The sequence below is a fragment of the Streptomyces sp. NPDC126499 genome (genome assembly GCF_040302485.1).
Classification (GTDB): domain Bacteria; phylum Actinomycetota; class Actinomycetes; order Streptomycetales; family Streptomycetaceae; genus Streptomyces.
The window spans coordinates 18,409-35,703 of record NZ_JBEOUO010000032.1 but is presented as its reverse complement, the minus strand read 5'-3'; the positions used below and the strand labels follow the sequence as shown (position 1 = coordinate 35,703).

General features: G+C 74.1%; 15 protein-coding genes and 2 pseudogenes. 10 read left to right on the top strand and 7 right to left on the bottom strand.

Translation table 11 applies throughout. The annotated features are described in order from the left end of the window. The first annotated feature begins 117 nt into the window (after window positions 1-117). Window positions 118-696, top strand: coding sequence for a TetR/AcrR family transcriptional regulator (locus tag ABTZ91_RS31640; protein WP_352080663.1), 579 nt, complete (start codon window positions 118-120; stop codon window positions 694-696). 72 nt (window positions 697-768) lie between these two features. Further along, on the top strand, window positions 769-2,013 hold the full coding sequence (locus ABTZ91_RS31635) for a pyroglutamyl peptidase (RefSeq protein WP_407078071.1): 1,245 nt from the start codon (window positions 769-771) through the stop codon (window positions 2,011-2,013). 155 nt (window positions 2,014-2,168) lie between these two features. On the opposite strand, the gene ABTZ91_RS31630 is transcribed toward ABTZ91_RS31635, so the two are convergent. Beyond that, a complete protein-coding gene (locus tag ABTZ91_RS31630) occupies window positions 2,169-3,194 on the bottom strand; it encodes an NAD(P)-binding domain-containing protein (protein WP_352080662.1) in 1,026 nt (341 codons plus the stop codon). 49 nt (window positions 3,195-3,243) lie between these two features. Here ABTZ91_RS31630 and ABTZ91_RS31625 point away from each other — a divergent pair, with 49 nt between their 5' ends. Both ABTZ91_RS31625 and ABTZ91_RS31620 read left to right on the top strand, forming a co-directional pair. Further along, window positions 3,244-4,170 carry a LysR family transcriptional regulator gene (locus tag ABTZ91_RS31625; RefSeq protein WP_407078067.1) on the top strand — a complete coding sequence of 309 codons (927 nt, stop codon included), beginning with the start codon at window positions 3,244-3,246 and terminating at the stop codon, window positions 4,168-4,170. A gap of 8 nt (window positions 4,171-4,178) precedes the next feature. Then, window positions 4,179-4,892 carry a carbon-nitrogen hydrolase family protein gene (locus tag ABTZ91_RS31620; RefSeq protein ID WP_352080660.1) on the top strand — a complete coding sequence of 238 codons (714 nt, stop codon included), beginning with the start codon at window positions 4,179-4,181 and terminating at the stop codon, window positions 4,890-4,892. Between the two features lie 101 nt (window positions 4,893-4,993). On the opposite strand, the gene ABTZ91_RS31615 is transcribed toward ABTZ91_RS31620, so the two are convergent. Together ABTZ91_RS31615 and ABTZ91_RS31610 are read right to left on the bottom strand one after the other, a co-directional pair. Then, window positions 4,994-5,827 (bottom strand): pectate lyase, encoded by an 834-nt coding sequence (locus ABTZ91_RS31615; protein ID WP_352080659.1) that lies wholly within the window; start codon window positions 5,825-5,827, stop codon window positions 4,994-4,996. A gap of 174 nt (window positions 5,828-6,001) precedes the next feature. Next, on the bottom strand, window positions 6,002-6,829 hold the full coding sequence (locus tag ABTZ91_RS31610; protein ID WP_352080658.1) for an EI24 domain-containing protein: 828 nt from the start codon (window positions 6,827-6,829) through the stop codon (window positions 6,002-6,004). 108 nt (window positions 6,830-6,937) lie between these two features. Here ABTZ91_RS31610 and ABTZ91_RS31605 point away from each other — a divergent pair, with 108 nt between their 5' ends. Then, a complete protein-coding gene (locus tag ABTZ91_RS31605; RefSeq protein ID WP_352080657.1) occupies window positions 6,938-9,553 on the top strand; it encodes a M14 family zinc carboxypeptidase in 2,616 nt (871 codons plus the stop codon). A gap of 122 nt (window positions 9,554-9,675) precedes the next feature. On the opposite strand, the gene ABTZ91_RS31600 is transcribed toward ABTZ91_RS31605, so the two are convergent. Together ABTZ91_RS31600 and ABTZ91_RS31595 are read right to left on the bottom strand one after the other, a co-directional pair. Continuing rightward, on the bottom strand, window positions 9,676-10,098 hold the full coding sequence (locus tag ABTZ91_RS31600; protein WP_352080656.1) for an organic hydroperoxide resistance protein: 423 nt from the start codon (window positions 10,096-10,098) through the stop codon (window positions 9,676-9,678). Between the two features lie 64 nt (window positions 10,099-10,162). Continuing rightward, window positions 10,163-11,182, bottom strand: coding sequence for an NADP-dependent oxidoreductase (locus ABTZ91_RS31595; protein ID WP_352080655.1), 1,020 nt, complete (start codon window positions 11,180-11,182; stop codon window positions 10,163-10,165). 112 nt (window positions 11,183-11,294) lie between these two features. Between ABTZ91_RS31595 and ABTZ91_RS31590 the strand changes: the two genes are divergently transcribed. Both ABTZ91_RS31590 and ABTZ91_RS31585 read left to right on the top strand, forming a co-directional pair. After that, window positions 11,295-11,732, top strand: a complete 438-nt coding sequence (locus tag ABTZ91_RS31590) for a MarR family transcriptional regulator (RefSeq protein ID WP_352080654.1) — start codon at window positions 11,295-11,297, stop codon at window positions 11,730-11,732. A gap of 82 nt (window positions 11,733-11,814) precedes the next feature. Further along, window positions 11,815-12,415: pseudogene (locus tag ABTZ91_RS31585) on the top strand (SMI1/KNR4 family protein). Here the strand turns inward: ABTZ91_RS31585 and ABTZ91_RS31580 are convergent. After that, entirely contained in the window at window positions 12,412-13,263 is an 852-nt protein-coding gene (locus ABTZ91_RS31580; RefSeq protein WP_352080653.1) for a hypothetical protein, read from the bottom strand. The pseudogene ABTZ91_RS31585 and the gene ABTZ91_RS31580 sit on opposite strands and share 4 nt — an antisense overlap. Window positions 13,264-13,386: 123 nt before the next feature. On the opposite strand from ABTZ91_RS31580, the gene ABTZ91_RS31575 reads away from it, so the two are divergent. The 3 genes and pseudogenes from ABTZ91_RS31575 (at window position 13,387) to ABTZ91_RS31565 (ending at window position 17,027) form a co-directional block, all read left to right on the top strand. Beyond that, entirely contained in the window at window positions 13,387-13,962 is a 576-nt protein-coding gene (locus ABTZ91_RS31575; protein WP_352080652.1) for a hypothetical protein, read from the top strand. A gap of 368 nt (window positions 13,963-14,330) precedes the next feature. Beyond that, window positions 14,331-15,359: pseudogene (locus ABTZ91_RS31570) on the top strand (rod shape-determining protein); the annotation flags it as partial. Between the two features lie 138 nt (window positions 15,360-15,497). Next, entirely contained in the window at window positions 15,498-17,027 is a 1,530-nt protein-coding gene (locus ABTZ91_RS31565; RefSeq protein ID WP_352080651.1) for a GAF domain-containing protein, read from the top strand. Here ABTZ91_RS31565 and ABTZ91_RS31560 read toward each other — a convergent pair. Continuing rightward, on the bottom strand, window positions 17,014-17,295 hold a 282-nt coding region (locus ABTZ91_RS31560; protein ID WP_352080650.1), incomplete at its 5' end, for a hypothetical protein. The two genes, ABTZ91_RS31565 and ABTZ91_RS31560, sit on opposite strands and share 14 nt — an antisense overlap.

Here is a 17,295-nt window from a genome sequence, read left to right as displayed (position 1 = left end):
CGGTAGGTTACGTTAGCGTTTCGTTACCTTTGAAGGGGTCGTTGTCCACGGATGCCGTACGGTCCTCCTCACGGGGCCTTCGGGAAACCCTCGAAAAGCCGGAAGGAGGACGGGGCGATGGCACGGGCCAGGAGCGAGGAGCGGCGGACGGAGATCGTCCGCGCCGCCCTCGAGGTGATCGCCGAGCGCGGCTACCGGGGCGCCTCGCTCGGCGCCGTGGCCGAGCGGGTCGGACTGACCCAGCAGGGCCTGCTGCACTACTTCCCCACCAAGGAGGCGCTGCTCGTCGCCGTCCTGGAGGAGCGCGACCGCTGGGACACCAGCGGCGGCCGGGACCGCGAGCACTGGCGGCTCGACCTCATGGAATCGCTCGTCGAGTACAACGCGATGCGCCCCGGCGTCGTCCAGACCTTCTCCGCCCTGCTCGGCGAGAGCGTCACGGAGGACCACCCGGCCCGTGCCTTCTTCACCGAGCGCTACACCCATGTACGGGCCAACATGGCCGAGGTGCTGCGCGCCGAGTTCGGCGACGAGCTGCCCGGCGGCCTCACCCCGGAGCGGGCGGCGCCGCTGCTCACGGCGGTGATGGACGGGCTGCAGTTCCAGTGGCTGCTCGACCCGGACGCGGTGGACATGCCGGCCTCGTTCCGGGACTTCCTCACGCTGCTCAAGGAGGGGCATGTGAGGGCGCCGTAGCGGGAGTCGCCCGGCGGACGGGATACTTCCGGCGGCCCGTCACCGCCGTACGGAAGGACTCCCGTGCCCGCGATACGCAGCACGCTCGCCCTCGCCCTGGCCCTGGTCGCCACGGCACCCGCCGCCCCGGCCGCCGCCCCCGCCGCCGCGGCGCAAGCACCGGCCGCCGGCGTCGAGGAGGCCCGGCTCGACCGGGCGGCGCCGCGGGAGATCCTGCGGCGCAGCGGATTCGACTCCCTGGCACCGGAGTTCGCCCGCTCGCTCGCGAAGGCCGACTCCTTCGCCGAGGCCGAGCGGACGGTCGTACGGCACGGATCGGCGCTGTGGCGGCGAGCGGTCGACCGGGCGCAGGGGCGCGGGCCGGACGGCGGCGACCTCAGCCGGGACGACGACCGGCCGCTGTACTGGGCACGGCTCGCCCTCACCCGCGAACTGCGCACCTGGCAGCCGCCGTTCGGACTCACCGAGGAGGCACGCGCCCGGCTGCTCGACCGGCTCGAACGCTCCTCGCGCGGCCAGGACTCGATCCGCCTCCCGGCCGGAAAGGGCGTCAAGCGGATCCTGCTCACCGGCTTCGACCCGTTCACGCTGGACCGGGACGTGCGGATCAGCAACCCCTCCGGGGCCACCGCGCTCGCCCTGGACGGCACCTGGCTGCGCACCGCCGACGGCTCCCTCGCCCGGATCGAGACGGCCGTCTTCCCGGTCCGCTGGCAGGACTTCGCCGACGGCACGGTCGAGCGCGCCCTTGCCCCGCACCTGCCGGAGGTCGACCTCTTCACCACGGTGAGCCAGGGCCGGCCGGACCGCTTCGACATCGAGCGGACCAACGGGGCCTGGCGCGGCGGCTTCCCGGACAACGAGAACGTCTCCCGTACGGAGACGGTGCCGGTGGCCGATCCGGCGACGCAGCCGCAGTGGACGTCGTCGACCCTGCCGTACGCGGCGATCACGGCCGCGCCGACCGGGCGTTTCCCCGTGTACGACAACACCACGGTGACCGAGGTCCCGGCCGGCTCCGGCACGCCGGTGGTCCGGCCCGACGGTCCGACGCCCGGCTCCCTCGCCCGGGCGGGCGGCGGCGGGAACTACCTCTCCAACGAGATCGCCTACCGCGCCACCCTGCTGCGCGACCGCCTCGGCCTGACCGGCCTGCCGGGCGGCCATGTGCACACCCCGGTCCTGCGGTTCGGCGCGGGCAACACCGACCCGGCGACGGGCACGGTCACCGACGCCGAGTTCGTGCGCAACCGGCTCGACATCATCGCCCAGGTACGGGCGATCGTGGCGGTAGCGGCGGGGGCCTCCGGCGCCTAGCGGGACTGGCGGAACCGGCGGGACCGGCCGCCACCGGCAGGACGGGCCGGACCAGCGGGACGGGCCGGACCAGCGGGACGGGCCGGACCAGCGGGACCGGGGGACGTGGGGCGCATGCCCCGGCGCGGACGCCCCGGTGCCCGTCCCCGTGCCGCTCAGCGCGCCACGGCCGCCAGGTCCTCGGCGAGCAGGGCGGGGTCGGCGGTCAGGGCCGTGTGGACGGCTTCCAGGACGGGGAGCTTCGCGGCGGTGGCGGCGGTCGCCAGGCCGACGTCCTTGGCGGCCAGGGCGACGGGGAAGTGGACGCCGGTCGCGGTCGCGCGGCCGACGGCGCCGGCGAGGGGGCCCGCGCCGAGGGTGCGCAGCGCCAGCTCGCGCGGCAGCCCGAGGGAGTCGGCGAGGGTGAGCGCCTCGCCGATCAGGGCGACGCCGCCGATGACCGCGTTGATGAGGACCAGCTTGAGGGCGGCGCCGGTGCCGGGGCCGCCGCAGGGGGTGACGGTGCCGAGCCGGTCGAGGACGGCGGCGACGGGTGCGGTGTCGCCGCCCGCGAAGATGAGCAGCTCGCCGGAGGCGGCCCGGTCGATGCTGCCCATGACGGGCGCGTCGACCAAAGTGACACCGACGGGGAGCCGGCCGGCGAGGTCGCGGACGGTGTCGGGGCCGACGGTCGAGGTGTCGATCCAGTACGTGCCGGGGCGCAGGGCCGGGATCATGGCGTCGGCCACGGCGAACGCGGCGGCCGGGTCGGCCAGCATCGTGATGACCACGTCGGCGTCGGCGACGGCCTCGGCGGGCGTCACGGCCCGCACCGCACCGGCCGCGACCAGGGCGTCGGCCTTGGCGGGCGTGCGGTTCCAGACGGTGAGCGGGTGACCGGCGTCGAGGAGGCGGCGGGCCATGGGCAGGCCCATGCCGCCGAGCCCGAGGAAGGCGATCCTGGGCGCGGGGTCGTCTCCTGTCCCGGCCTGCGGCGCGCCCTGCGTCTCGTTCGCCGCGGCGACGCCGGGCGCCTCGTTCGTCGTCGTGTTCGCGGGGGTGCCGGGCGTCTTGCTCGTCGTCTCGTTCGCCGTGGCACCGGGCGCCTCGTTCGTCGCCCTGTTCGGGGTGGCGCCGGGCGCCTCGTTCGTCGTCGTGTTCGCGGGGGTGCCGGGCGTCTTGTTCGTCGTCTCGCTCTGCATGGCTTCGACGCTAGGCGAGGGGAGCCCATGCGACCAGCGAATGTCTAGCATGGCAGCCATGCCCACTCCGCATGCCTCCCAGAGCCTGTACGAGGTGTTCCTCGCCGTCGCCCAGGCCGGGTCCTTCACCGCCGCCGCCCGCTCCCTCGACTACACCCAGTCCGCGGTCTCCCGCCAGATCCAGGCCCTGGAGGACGAGACCGGCGCGGCCCTCTTCGAGCGGCTGCCGCGCGGGGTGCGGCTCAGCGAGGCGGGCCGGGTGCTGCTGCCGCACGCCGAGGCGCTACGGGACCGCCTCGCCCTGGCGCGGGCGGAGCTGGAGGCCCTGCGGACCCTGGACGGCGGGCTGTTGCGGCTCGGGGCCTTCGCCAGTGCGGGCGCCGCTCTCGTCCCGCGCGCGCAGGCCGCCTTCCGGGAACGGCACCCGGGCGTGACGGTGATCCGGGTCGAGGGGCCCTCGGTGAAGCACCTGGGGCTCGTCGCGGCCGGTGAGGAGGACCTGGCCGTGGTGAGCCCGGCCGCCGGGGCACCCGAGCCGGAGGGGGTGACTCTGCATCACCTCCTGGAGGAGCCGATGCTGGTGGCCCTGGAGCGTGGGCATCCGAGCGCCGGGCGGCGGGACGTGCGGCTCGGCCAGCTCGCCGGCGAGGAGTGGATCGTCGGCGACGAACGGCTGGAGGACACCCTGCTGCGCCCGGCCGTCGCCGCCGGGTTCCGGCCGCGCACGGGTCTGGTCGCGCACGACTGGATCGCCAAGCTGGGCGCGGTCGCGGCCGGGCTCGGCGTCACCCTCGTACCGGCGCTCGCGGCGGCGTCCGTGCGCCCTGACGTGGCCCTGGTGACGATCCACCCGGACGACGTCCCGTACCGCCGGATCTGCGCCGCGACCCCGCCCGCTCCGACGGTGGCGGCGACCGCGTTCCTGGGGCTGCTGCGCGAGACGGCCCGGTCCCTGGGTGAGCAGGGGGTGCGATGATGCGGGCCATGATCGTCGCCGCCACGCAGTTCGCCCCGGCCGCCGGGGACATCGCCGCCAACGTCACGACCCTCGCCGGTCTCATACGCGCCGCCGGAGCCGAGGGCGCCCGCCTCGTGGTCTTCTCCGAGCTGTCCCTCACCGGTTACGAGCCGAGCCTGATCCGTGCCAGGGCCGAGCTCGTCCTGACCGAGGACGACCCCCGGCTCGACCCCGTACGCGAGGCCTGCCGGGCCGTCTCGGCGGCGGCCGTGGTCAACGGCCCGGTCCGCACCGCCGCCGGCCGGCCCGGCATCACCAGCCTCGTCCTCGGCCCGGACGGCGGCCTGCTCACCCGCTACGACAAGCAGCACCTGTACGGCGTGGAGGCGGAGGTGTTCGAGCCGGGCGGATCCGACGGTCGGTTCGAGCTCGACGGGCTCCGCTTCGCCCTCGCCACCTGCTACGACAACCGCTTCCCCGAGCTCGCCGAGCGGGCCGCCGCCGACGGCTGCGCGGTGTACCTGGCGAGTTCGGTGCTCGCGGCCGACAACGACTCCTTCGACCGGGTCTATCCGGTGCGGGCCCGCGACTTCGGCCTGTACGTGGTCCTGGGCAACGTGCTCGGGGCCAACGAGGACGGCGTGGGCGGCGGCATGGCCGGGGCCTGGGGCCCGGACGGCGGGCGGATCGCCGACGCGGGCCCGGACAAGCCGGGCTTCGTGCTCGCCGAGGTCGGCTGAACCGCCCGTACGGGAAAGGCGTTGTCGCCCGAGGTCGGCTGAAGCGCCCGTACGGGAAGCGGGGGGCGCCCTGCTTCCCGTACGGCGGGCCGGGCGCGGGCCTACTCGTAAGAGAGGTCGGCCGCCGTGTAGCGGCAGGTGGTGCCGTCGGGGCCGGAGCCGAGCTCGGTCGGTTCCCTGCCCGTGCTGTTGCCCTGGAAGCGGACGCACGGCTTGATCTTCTTCTTGGCGTCGCCGTGGACGCGGACCTTCCGCAGGGCCGCGGTGTCGCCGTAGTTGGCGTTGACGCCGACGATCGCCTTGCCGGGCGCGGTGATGTCCACGTCGTTGACGATGACCGTCCGCTGATACTGCTTCGCGCAGTTGCCGCACGTACGGATCAGCTTGCCGAAGTCGGCGGCCTGGAACTTCGTCACCACCAGCTTGCCCGCGCCGTTGAACTGGAAGACCTTGTCGGAGGCCCTGCGGGCACCGCCCCCGTACACCGTGTAGACCGCGCGGGGCGAGGTGCCCTTGAAGGTGGCGGCGTCCTCGCCGACGTCCTCCCACCACACGTTCTGCAGGGTGCAGCTGCCGAGGCAGTGGACGCCGTCGGCGGCCGGGGTGCCGATCACCACGTTCTTCAGGACGGCGCCGTCCGCCAGGACGAAGACCGGGTCCTGGCCCTCTTCCTGGCCGCCGGAGCCGAGCGCCCCGGTGCCGTAGTGCCGCTTGAGCTTGCCGTCGTACGTGCCCGAGACCTCGACGGTCCGGGCGACCGGTACGGAGCCCTTCGCCTCGGGCCAGGCGGCGGTGGCCGCGCCCGCCGGGGCGAGCAGGCCGGAGACGACGACGGCCGAGCCGGTGAGGCCGAAGGCGGCCAGGGCGGCGATCAGCGCGCGGCGCGGGGCGACCTTGCGGCGGTGGCGGGTGGGCCGGGGAGCTCGTCGAGCCATGGGCGGTGGTTCCTTCCGTGGGGGGAGCGTGCGACGGGTGGTCGCCGCCGGAAGGCGAAAGGTTGCCGCCGGACCGTCAGTTCTTCGGTTCTTCCGTCCTCGGTTCTTCCGTCTTCGGTTCTTCCGTCTTCCGTTCTTCGGTCTTCGGTTCTTCCGTCTTCGGTTCTTCAGCCTTCAGTTCTTGCGGAAGGTCACCGGCGGGTGCGGGGACGGGCTCCGCCCGTCGCCCTGCGTTCCGTCGCCCCCACCGTCGCGGTCCGTCGCCGCCTCGCCGGTCAGCTCACGGGCCATCAGGGTGGCCCCGGCGACCGCGCCCGGCATCAGCAGGACGGCGACGAAGGGGACCAGGAAGGCGAGGGTGAGGGGCACGCCGAAGCCCAGGGCGGCCATCCGGCGGCCGCGCAGCATCGCGAGGTGCTCCTTGAACTCGACGCCGCGCCGCTGGAGCGCGACCGAGGTGAGCTCATGGGTGAGGAAGAAGCCGGAGACGCAGAAGCCGAGCACCGGGACGACGGTCTGGCCGACGACCGGGATGAAGCCGGCCGCGAACAGCAGGATGCCGAAGAAGGCGACCCGCACCAGCACGCGGAGGCTGTCCCGGGCGGAGATCCACAGCTCGCGCCACAGCGGGAGCCCGGACTCGGGCACCTCGCCGCCCTCGCCCCGGTCGACGGCCTCGGACAGCGACTCGTAGAAGGGCTGGCCGATCAGCAGGGTCACGGCGGTGAAGGTGATCACGGCGAGGAAGAGGCCGAGCGCGAAGACCAGGAAGGTCAGGGTGCCGCGGAGCAGGTCCTGCCAGGGCGAGCCCCAGTCGTCGGCGAACGGCGTCGCCCAGGCGGTCAGGTCGTCGGCACCGTAGAACAGGCCGGCGAGCGCCCCGACGTAGAGGACGAAGGTGACGAGGCCGGGCAGCAGTCCGAACCCGAACCACCGGCCGTTCCTGCCGACCCACTTCTGACCTTGCAGCAGGTAACCGAATCCCGCCCCGAAATCACGCATGTCGATCACCCTAACCGCGTGCCTGGGCGAGGCCCTCTTGTTGTTCCCGAGTTGAGACGGTAGACCCCTCCGTAATGATCATCGGATCATCCACGGAGGTTCGCACGCATGGCACGACCCCGTTCCCTTCCGAGCTTTCCGATCGCCACCGCCGGTGCGGTCCTCGGCGCCCTGCTCCTGACCGCGCTGCCCGCGAGCGCCGCCCCGCCGGGGCCCGGCCCGGGGACGGGCGGTCCCCATCCCGTACGGGAGCGGGGCGGGTCCGGTCCGGCCGCGGCCGCGCTGCCCCGGACGGCGGCCCACTCCTCCCCCGTCGTGTCGCCCGCCGCCCGGCCCTCGGACGGACGCTATCCGCGCCGTACGGAGCTGGCCGTGCCGCCGGAGAACCCGGCCGACAAGTCCCTGAAGCTGGGCCTCGCCCCGTATCACTCGCTCGCCCCGCGGCTCAACGCCCTTCAGAAGCTGGGCGACCGGGTGAGCGTCGAGGTCGCCGGGCGCTCGGCAGGCGGGCGCGAGCTGTATCTGGTGACGGTCACCGCGCCGGAGTCCGCCGCGGAGGCCCGCGAGCAGGAGCGGATGCGCGAGCGCATCGAGAACGCGCCGGCCGCGGCGGCCGAGGACCCGCGGATCAAGGCCGCGTACAAGACGCCGGTGTTCATCAACAACAACATCCACGGCAACGAGTGGGAGGGCACGGACGCGGCGCTGCGGCTCGTCGAGGAGCTGGCCACCGCCACCGACCGCAAGACCGCCGGCCTGCTCGCGAAGACCCGGGTCCACCTCAATGTGACGGCCAATCCGGACGGCCGGATCGCGGGCACCCGCGCCAACGCCGCCGGCTTCGACCTCAACCGCGACTTCGTCACCGCCTCCCAGCCGGAGGCCCGCGCGATCCGCCGGATCGCCGTCGACAAGCAGCCGGCCGTGATGCTGGACCTGCACGGCTATGTCAACGGCACCCTGATCGAGCCGACCACCCCGCCGCACGGCGAGAACTACGAGTACGACCTCTTCCTGAAGAACTCCTACGCCAACGCCCTCGGCATGGAGAAGGCCGTCAACGCCCTCGGCTACACCCCCGCGAAGGACGGCGTCGAACCGGCGGTCATCCCCTTCCGCGACCAGCGGGAGGGCTGGGACGACTGGCCGCCGATCTTCACCCCGCAGTACATGCCGTTCCAGGGCGCGGTCGCGGCGCACACCATCGAGTTCCCGATGCAGGTCAACAACCGGGCGTACGACACGCTGCCGGTGGCGGAGCTGCGGCGCCGGGCCGCGATCAACGTCGACATCGCGGGCGCGGCGATGCGGGCCGCGCTCGACTACGCCGACACCCACCGGTCCTCCTTGATCGCCGACCAGATCGAGACCTTCCGGCGGGGCGCGGCGGGCGAGCCGCAGCGGCCGGTGTCACCGGAGACGGTGCCGGGGGTGCCCGGCATCGGGCCGGAGGACGTGTACACGACCACCTTCCCGCGCGCGTACGTGATCCCGGCGGGGCGGGCGCAGCGGTCTGCGGTCGCGGCGGCACGCCTGGTGGACCATCTGGTCGCCAACGACGTGCGGGTGGGGCGGGCGAAGGACGGCTCGTACGTGGTCGACATGCGCCAGCCGAAGCGGGGGCTGGCGAACGTGATCCTGGCGGAGGGCCGGGACATCAGCGCCGACGTGTCGACGATGTACGACATCTCGGGGTGGAGCCTCGGGCTGCTGTGGGGCGCCACCGTGCGGAAGGTGGAGCGCGGCCCGGTCCCGGCCGTGGTGCGTCCGGTGCGGGTGGCGGCGCCGACCGGCTCGGTCGCCCCGTTCGGCGACCTGCTGCTGCGGCTCGACGACCCGAGGGAACTGGCGGCGGTGAACGCGCTCCTGGAGCGCGGTGTCGCGGTGCGCCGTACGGCGGACGGGGCGGCGGTCGTGCCGGGCGCGGCGCGGGCGGCGGCGCGGGAGCTCGCGGAGCGCTACGGGGTGGTGTTCCGGGCCACGAAGCAACGGGGCGCGGCGCCGCTGGCACGGACCCGGGTGGCGGCCTCGGCGTCGGCGGGCGAGCTGTTCGCGCTGCGGGAGATGGGCTTCGAGGTGGTGCCGGTGTCGGCGAAGGTCCTGAACGCGGGCTTCGCGTGGTCGGGCACGTCGGGGGCGTCGGGAGCTTCGCGGGCCTCCGGGGCTTCGGGCGCGTCGGGCGCGTCTGGGGCGCCCGGGGCTTCTGGGGCGCCCGGGGCGGATGTGCTCTACGTCTCGCAGGGCCTGGACTGGGCGGAGCTGACGCCGGCGGCCCGGGAGGCACTGCGCCGGAGCGGGGTGGGCGTGGTCGGCGCGGGCGCGGCCGGTGCCGCGTTCAACGCGGCGGCGGGGCTGCTGCCGGTGACCGCCGTCGAGGGCAACGGGGACGCGAACGGGGTGGTGGCGGTGCGCGGCACCGGCGGGCCGCTGTCCGCGGGCGCCCCGGCGCACACCTTCGTCTACTCGCCGCTGTGGTTCACCGGGCTCGGGGCGGGGGTGCGGACGGAGCTGTCGTACGCGCCGGGGGCGCCGCTGGTCTCGGGGCACTGGCGACCGGACGCGGAAGGCCGGGGCGGTCCGGCGGACGCCGCCGGGCAGGCGGCGGTCGTGAGCGGCCGGGCGTCGCACGGCGCCCCCGTGGTGCTGATTGGCACGGAGCCGCTGTTCCGTGACCATCCGAAGGGCTCGTTCGCCCTGGTGGGCCGGGCGCTGCTGGCCCGCTGACCCGGCGAAGGACACGGCGGAAGGCAGAGAACACGGCAGAAGAAGGGGGCCGCACCCTGGTCGGTCAGGGTGCGGCCCCCCTTCAGTGTGCGGGTCGGAAACCCGTACGTCGAACCGGGTCGTCAGACGGCGAGCTCGACCGTGATGTTGCCGCGGGTCGCCTTGGAGTACGGGCAGACCTGGTGGGCCTTCTCGATCAGGCCCTTGGCGGTCTCGGCGTCCACGTTGGGGATGTTCGCCGAGATCTTCACGATGATGCCGAAGCCGTCGTCGTTCTTGCCGATGCCGACCTCGGCGGTGACCGTCGAGCCGGAGATGTCCGCGTTCTCGTTGCGGGCCACGACACCCAGGGCGCCCTGGAAGCAGGCGCTGTACCCGGCGGCGAAGAGCTGCTCCGGGTTGGTGCCCTCGCCGGAGCCGCCCATGGCCTTGGGCGGGTTGACGACGACATCGAGGCGGCCGTCGTCGGTGGCGACCCGGCCGTCGCGACCGTTCTCGGCGGTGGCGACGGCGGTGTACAGGACGTCGGACTGCTGTATCGACATGCTGTTGTCTTCCTTCTTCTGTTCGCCGCGACTCGCGCCCACGATCGCGACGGCTGAGGGAAGACTAACGGGTCGCCGAGACGATCATCTTTCCGGTGTTGTCGCCGCGGAGCATGCCGAGGAAGGCGTCCACGCCGTTCTCGATGCCCTCGACGAAGGTCTCGCCGTACTTCAGCTCGCCCGAGCGCAGCCAGCCGCCGACCTCGTCGACGAACTGCTGCTGCAGTCCGTAGTGGTCGCCGACGAGGATGCCCTGGAGGCGCAGCCGCTTGCCGATGATCATGGCCATGTTGCGCGGGCCGGGGACCGGCTCGGTGTCGTTGTACTGCGCGATCATGCCGCAGATGGTGGCGCGGCCGTGCACGTTGAGCGAGGAGATCGCGGCTTCGAGGTGGTCGCCGCCGACGTTGTCGAAGTAGACGTCGATGCCGTCCGGGGCGGCCTCGCGGAGCTGGTCCTTGACGGGGCCGTCCTTGTAGTTGAAGGCGGCGTCGAAGCCGAGCTCCTCGACGAGCCACTTGACCTTCTCGTCGGAACCGGCCGAGCCGATGACCCGGGAGGCGCCCTTGAGCCGCGCCATCTGGCCGACCTGGCTGCCGACGGCACCGGCGGCGCCGGAGACGAAGACGGCGTCGCCCTCCTTGAAGGAGGCCACCTCGAAGAGGCCGGCGTAGGCGGTGAGGCCGGGCATGCCGAGGACGCCGAGGTAGGCGGAGAGCGGGGCGAGCTCCGGGTCGACCTTGGTGGCGTGCTGGGCGGGCACGTCGGCGTACTCGCGCCAGCCGAGGCCGTGCAGGACGTGGTCGCCGACGGCGAAGCCCTCGGCGTTGGAGGCGACGACCTCGCCGACGGCGCCGCCGTCCATGGGGTGGTCGAGCTTGAAGGGCGGGACGTAGGACTTCACGTCGTTCATCCGGCCGCGCATGTACGGGTCGACGGAGAAGTGCACGTTGCGCACGAGGATCCGGCCCTCGGCGGGCTCGGAGACCGGGGTCTCGCGCAGGGCGAAGTCCGCGGGCACGGGCCAGCCGTGCGGGCGGGAGACGAGGTGCCACTCACGGCTGGACGCGGGGAGTACGGACATCGGCGGGGCCTCCTGGAAGTGCTTCTCTGCTGACACAGAAATGCTTCATGTGCTGAAACAACCATGCGCCTGGATATTTCAGGTTGTCAAGTATCCGGGTACGATGCCTCCCATGCCCACCTCACGCACGGACCCCCTGACGCTGGAAGTCGTGGAACTCATCGGCACGGTCGTGGCCCGCTACCACGAGGAGTACGAGCAGGCCGCCGCCGCGCACGCCCTCACCGGCGCCCAGGCCCGGGTCCTCGGCCTGCTCGCCCTGGAGCCCACGCCGATGCGGAAGATCGCCGACAAGCTCAAGTGCGAGCCGTCGAACGTCACCGGGATCATCGACCGCCTGGAGTCCCGCGGCCTGGTGGAGCGCCGCCCCGACCCCGCCGACCGCCGGGTCAAGGTCGCCGCCCCCACCGAGGAGGGCCGCGCCACCGCCCGCAAGCTCCGCGACTCCCTCCACTTCGCGCGCGAACCGCTCGGCGAGCTCACCGAGGTCGAGCGCACGCTGCTGCGCGACCTGCTGAAGCGGATGCTGGGCGAGGAGACGGCGCCGTAGAACACGGCCGCACCGTAGAACACGGCCACACGCCCCGGCGGCGCCTGGGGGATGCCTCTGAGGTGCCTCTTTCGGATCTCGCATGATGACCGGCATGAACACGGAAACCTGCGACGCGGCAGAGCTGGCCGCCCTCCGCGAGATCTTCGCGTCACGCCCCGACGCGGCCCCGCCGGCCGGCTGGGAGGCGGTGCGGTCCTTCGAGGCGGAACACGGCATCGTCCTGCCGGAGCCGTACCGCACCTTCGTGGCGGAGGTCTGCGACGGCCTGCCCGCCGGACTACGGCCTGCTGCCCTTCGCGGACATCCCCGACGACTGGGACACGGACGGCTCCGAGCGCCTTCTCGCCGAGCCGTTCCCGTTCACGACCTCGTGGGGCTGGGAGGACGAGGGGGAGGAGCTGTCGGAGGAGGAGTCCGAGGCCCTGTGGGAGGCCCTGCTCGGTCACGGTTCGCTGCTGCTCGGCACCGACGGCTGCGCCATGTACTGGCACCTGATCGTCACCGGCCCGCAGCGCGGTCACGTGTGGCTGACCGACGAGAACGGTGCCGTCCCCTTCGGCACCCCGCCTGGCTCCCTGATGCCGGGCACCCCCGGCTTCACCGGATGGGCGACCCACTGGGCCGAGGGCCGCTCCTGGTTCGCCGAGACCCCGGAGGATGATCGGCAAGAAGCCCCCTAGACGCACCACCACAGGAAGCGCGTGCAGGTCGGGGTCGGCTGGGGGGTGGGGCTGGTGGTCGGGGGCGGGCCGCCCGTGGTGGGCGCGGGGCCGCCGCTCTTCGTGACCGACGGGCTGGTCGAGGGCGCGCCGGAGGAGGGCGGCGGGTCGCTCACGGTCGCGCTGGGCGAGGCGCCCGGCCCGTCGCCGCCCGGACCCGTGCCCGGACCGTCACCGGTCCCCGCGCTCCCACCCGTACCCGTGCCCGTGCCCGTACCGCCGCCGGAACCGCCGCCGCTCCAGCCGCCGCCACGGCCGGGGGCTTTGGTGGCCTCACGGCTGGCCGTCGGACGGGGCGCCGCCGAGTCGACCGGGTCGGGGCCGTCCGGCTGCCCGGCGCTCTCCGAGGGAGCCGGCGGATCGGGGTCCAGGGTGGCCTCGGGCACGTCTTCCAGCTCCACGGCGGTGGCCGCGCCGCCGTCGTCCGGCGCCACGGCCAGCTTGGCCATGCTCATCGAACCGGCCGCGAGCGCGAAGCCGAGCGTGCCGAGCAGGACCGTGCGCCCGCGCCGCGAGCGCCCCCGTCGACCGCCGCCGCCCTTTCCGCCGTTCCTGCCCCTCCCGCCGTCCTTCGCGCGCCGGCGCGCGGCGGCGCGCCCCTCGGCCGGCCGGGGCGGTTCGAGCGGGTCCAGCTCATAGCTGAACTCCGGCGCGACGGCCGGCAGGGTCTCGGCCGGTTCCGCGGGCGGTTCCGCGAGCGAGCGAGGAGCAGGGGGTGTGCGGTATCGCAGCTCCTCGGCGGGGGTCCCGCAGCCGGCGCAGGCCAGGGCGCCGTTGAGATGCCGCCGGCACTGGTGGCAGTAATCCATGGCGCCCGCAGGCTATGTGGCCCGCGGACACGGCTGATAGGCGTGAACGTGAGGATCCTGTGAGGAAACCGCAGGTCGACGGCGCGTCGTCGTGAATATCCCCCTTCGGTGCAGGATGGGTGCATGACCCCTGCCGCCCCCTTTGGGCCGTACGAGTTCCAGCTCGTCCTGCTCCGCCGGATGGCCGACCACCAGGCCGGTCTGGTCGACGAGGCCCTGCGCGAGCTGGGCGCGAGCCACACGGCCATGCGCGAGGCGAACAAGCGCTGGCAGGCATGGGCGCACGCCCGCCGCGGTCCGGGCGAGTTCGACCGCTACCGGCAGGTCCTCGGCGAACCGGAGAGCCGCCGGCCCGTCACCGGACTGCCCGGAGTCCCCGACGGCGAGGCCTGGGCCTGGCCGGTGCCGCTCTGGCCCGAGCTGCGCTTCACCGTCCTCGTGGGCCCCCGCCGCGCGGTGTGGTCCCGCTCCCTGACCCGCGCCCCCGGCGCCGCCGCCCCCGAGCTGCGTACCGCGGCCGATCTGCGCCCGTGGCGGGTCACGGCCGACGAGGTCTGGCGGGCGTGCCCCGGCGCCCGGCCCCGCGAGGGCGTCGGTCCCGCCCTCGTCCGCCTGGACTTCACCCTTCCCGACGGCACCGCGCACGCCGCCGAGTTCGCCTGGGGCCTGCTCCAACGGCCGCTTCCACCACCGGCCTGACCGACCCGGCGGCACGTCACCTCCACCCCGAGCCGACCCGGCGGCACGTCACCTCCACCCCGAGCCGACCCGGCGGCACGTCACCTCCACCCCGAGCCGGCCCCGCAGCGCGTCGCCTCCACCCGGAGCTGACCCGGCGGCACGTCGCCTCCGCCCGAAGCCGACCCGGCGGCGCATCTCCTCCACCCCGAGCCGACCCCGCAGCACGTCACCTCCACCCGGAGCTGACCCGGCGTCAGCCGGCCGGTCACCCCCGGGCGGCTCAGCTCAGCGCGCGCCCGGGGCGGGGCGGCCGCACGATTCCAACAAGGACCGCGCACCGCGCGCGCCGCCTCGCCCGTGCCAGCACCGCACTCCGGAGGACCGCCGTGACCGTCAGCCTTGAGCAGCTGCGCCGCTGCCATGTCGCCGTAGACCTGGGCGCCGCCCGCACCCGGGTCTTCGTCAAGGGCGCCGGCCTCGTCGTCGACGAGCCGTCCGTCGCCGCCGTGAACACCCGCACCGGCGCGCTCATCGCCGTCGGCGCCCTCGCCGAGAAGATGACCGGCCGCACCCCCGACTACATCCGGGTGGTCCGCCCGGTCTCCGGCGGCACCGTCGTCGACATCGAGATGGCGCAGCGGATGCTCCGTCACCTCCTCGGCGACAAGCTCCGCCGGCAGCTGCGCCGCAAGCCCCGGCTGCGGGCCGCCGCCTGCACCCCGCACGACAGCGACCCGCTCGCCCAGCGCGCCGCCGTGGAGACCCTGGTCGGCCTGGGTGCCCGCCGGGTCGAGCTGGTCGACACCCTGATCGCCGCGGCGGTGGGCTGCGGGCTGCCCGTGGAGCAGCCGACCGCGACCATGATCCTGGTGTGCGGGGCGGCCACCACGCAGGTCGCGGTGCTCTCGCTCGGCGCGATCGTCACCGCCGAGCGGATGCCCGTAGGCGGCGACGCCATCGACCACGCGGTCATCCAGCACCTGCGCCACCAGCACGAACTGATGCTGCCGAGCCAGTCGGTCCGCCCGCTCCAGGTCGCCCTGCACGGCAACGGCCTGACCCTGGAGGGCCCGACCTTCACCGAGATCCACGGCCGTGACGTGGCCACCGGCCTCGCCCGCTCGGTGACCGTCGACACGGCCGCCGTGCGCGAGGCCATCCAGACGCCGCTGACCGCCGTCCTCGACGGCATCGGCAAGGTGCTCCGCGACTGCCCGCCCGACCTGGTGGCCGACCTCGCCGACCGGGGCATCATGATGGTCGGCGGCAGCGCCCTGCTGCCCGGCCTCGACCAGATGCTGCGCGAGGCGACCGGGATGCCCGTGCACATCGCCGAGCGGCCCGACGTGTGCGCCGTGCTCGGGCTCGGCGCCATGCTGGAGGGCCGGGTCCAGCCGCTCGTCCTCGACCCGCTGGGCGACCGCGACCGAGACCACGACCGTGACCGTGACCGTGACCGTGACCGCGAGCGCGACCACGACCACGACCGCGAGCGCGAGCCGTCCCAGGCGGACTGACCCACGGGCCCGGACGCCTTGTACGACGATGGCCGTATGCCGATCACGGACGAGACGGGCGGGGACGGTCCGGCGCCCCGCCTGCCGATGCTCCTGGAAGCGGTCCTCGGCGTCGGCAGCGAGCTCGAACTGCGCGCCACCCTCCAGTACCTCGTGGAGACCGCCACCGCGCTGACCGGCGCCCGCTACGGCGCGCTCGGGGTCGTCGACCCCGAGCGCGGGCGCCTCACCGACCTGTACACCTCCGGCCTGACCGAGGAACAGCGGCAGCGCATCGGCCGCCTCCCCGACGGCCACACCGGACTCCTCGGCGTCCTCGTCCACGACCCGCGCCCGCTGCGGCGGGGCGACCTGACCGCCGACCCGCGCTCCCGCGGCGTGCCCGAGGGGCACCCGGAGATGCGTTCCTTCCTCGGCGTGCCCGTCCGCGTGCACACCGAGGTGTTCGGCAACCTCTACCTCACCGACAAGCGCACCGGCCCCTTCACCGACGAGGACCTGGCCCTGCTGCGGGTCCTCGCCTCCCAGGCCGGCATCGCCATCGGCAACGCCCGCCTGTACGAGACGGCCCGGCAGCGCGAACGCTGGATCGAGGGCGCCGCCGCCGTCACCACCGCGCTGCTCTCCGGCGAGAGCGCCGAGGACGCCCTGACGACCGTCGCCGAACGGGCCAGGCTGCTCGCCGACGCCTCCGCCGGCGTGGTGCTCCAGCCGACCGAGGAGGGCGGCATGGAGATCGTCGCCGCCTCCACCCCCGGCGACCCCGGCGACCTGGTCGGCACGACGATCGCGCCCGGCTCCCCCGTCCTGGTCCAGCTGCTCGGCGGCGAGCCCGTGTTCGTCGAGGACTCGGCGACCGACCCCCGGATGACCACCCCCGTACGCAACCGGTTCGGGCCCTCGATGATGCTGCCGCTGCAGAGCGGCGGGAAGCTCATCGGCACCCTGGCGCTGCCCCGGCGGCGCGGCGGCCGCCCGTACACGGCGGTGGACCGGCTGCTCGCCTCCCAGTTCGCCTCCCAGGCGGCCCTCGCCCTGGTCCTCGCCGACGCCCAGCACGACCGCGAGCGGCTCGCCGTCTACGAGGACCGCGACCGGATCGCCCGTGACCTGCACGACCTGGTGGTGCAGCGGCTCTTCGCCACCGAGATGATGCTGGAGTCCACCCGGCGCCGGGCCGCCGCGCACGAGGTGGACGCCCTCCTCGGCCGGGCGGTCGACGAGCTGGACTCCACGATCCAGGAGGTCCGCACGACGATCTTCGCGCTCCAGCAGCCGCCCGCCGACGCTCCGGCCTCCTTCCGCGGGCGCGTGCTGCGCGAGACCGGCGGCGCGGCGGCCCTGCTCGGCTTCCAGCCCTCCGTGCGCTTCTCCGGCGCGGTCGACACCCTCGCCGACGACACCTCCGCCGACCGGCTGCTCGCGGCGCTCCGCCGCGCGCTCGCCGCCGCCCACCGCCGGCCGGGCGTCGGTTCCCTGACCGTCGACGTGGCCGCCGGCGACGACGGCCTGCGGCTGCGCGTCGAGGACGACGGGGACCCGCCGACGACGGTCACCTGGCCGTAGCCGGGGTGGGCCGCGCACGCGGAGCCCGTACGGAGGAGTCCCGTACGAAGCAGCTCGTACGGGAGTGTCCCGCACGGACGAGTCCCGTACGGAGCAGCTCGTACGGGAGTGTCCCGCACGGACGAGTCCCGTACGGAGCAGCTCGTACGGGAGTGTCCCGCACGGAGCAGTCCCGTACGGAGCAGCTCGTACGGGAGTGTCCCGCACGGAGCAGTCCCGTACGGAGCAGCTCGTACGGGAGTGTCCCGCACGGAGCAGTCCCGTACGG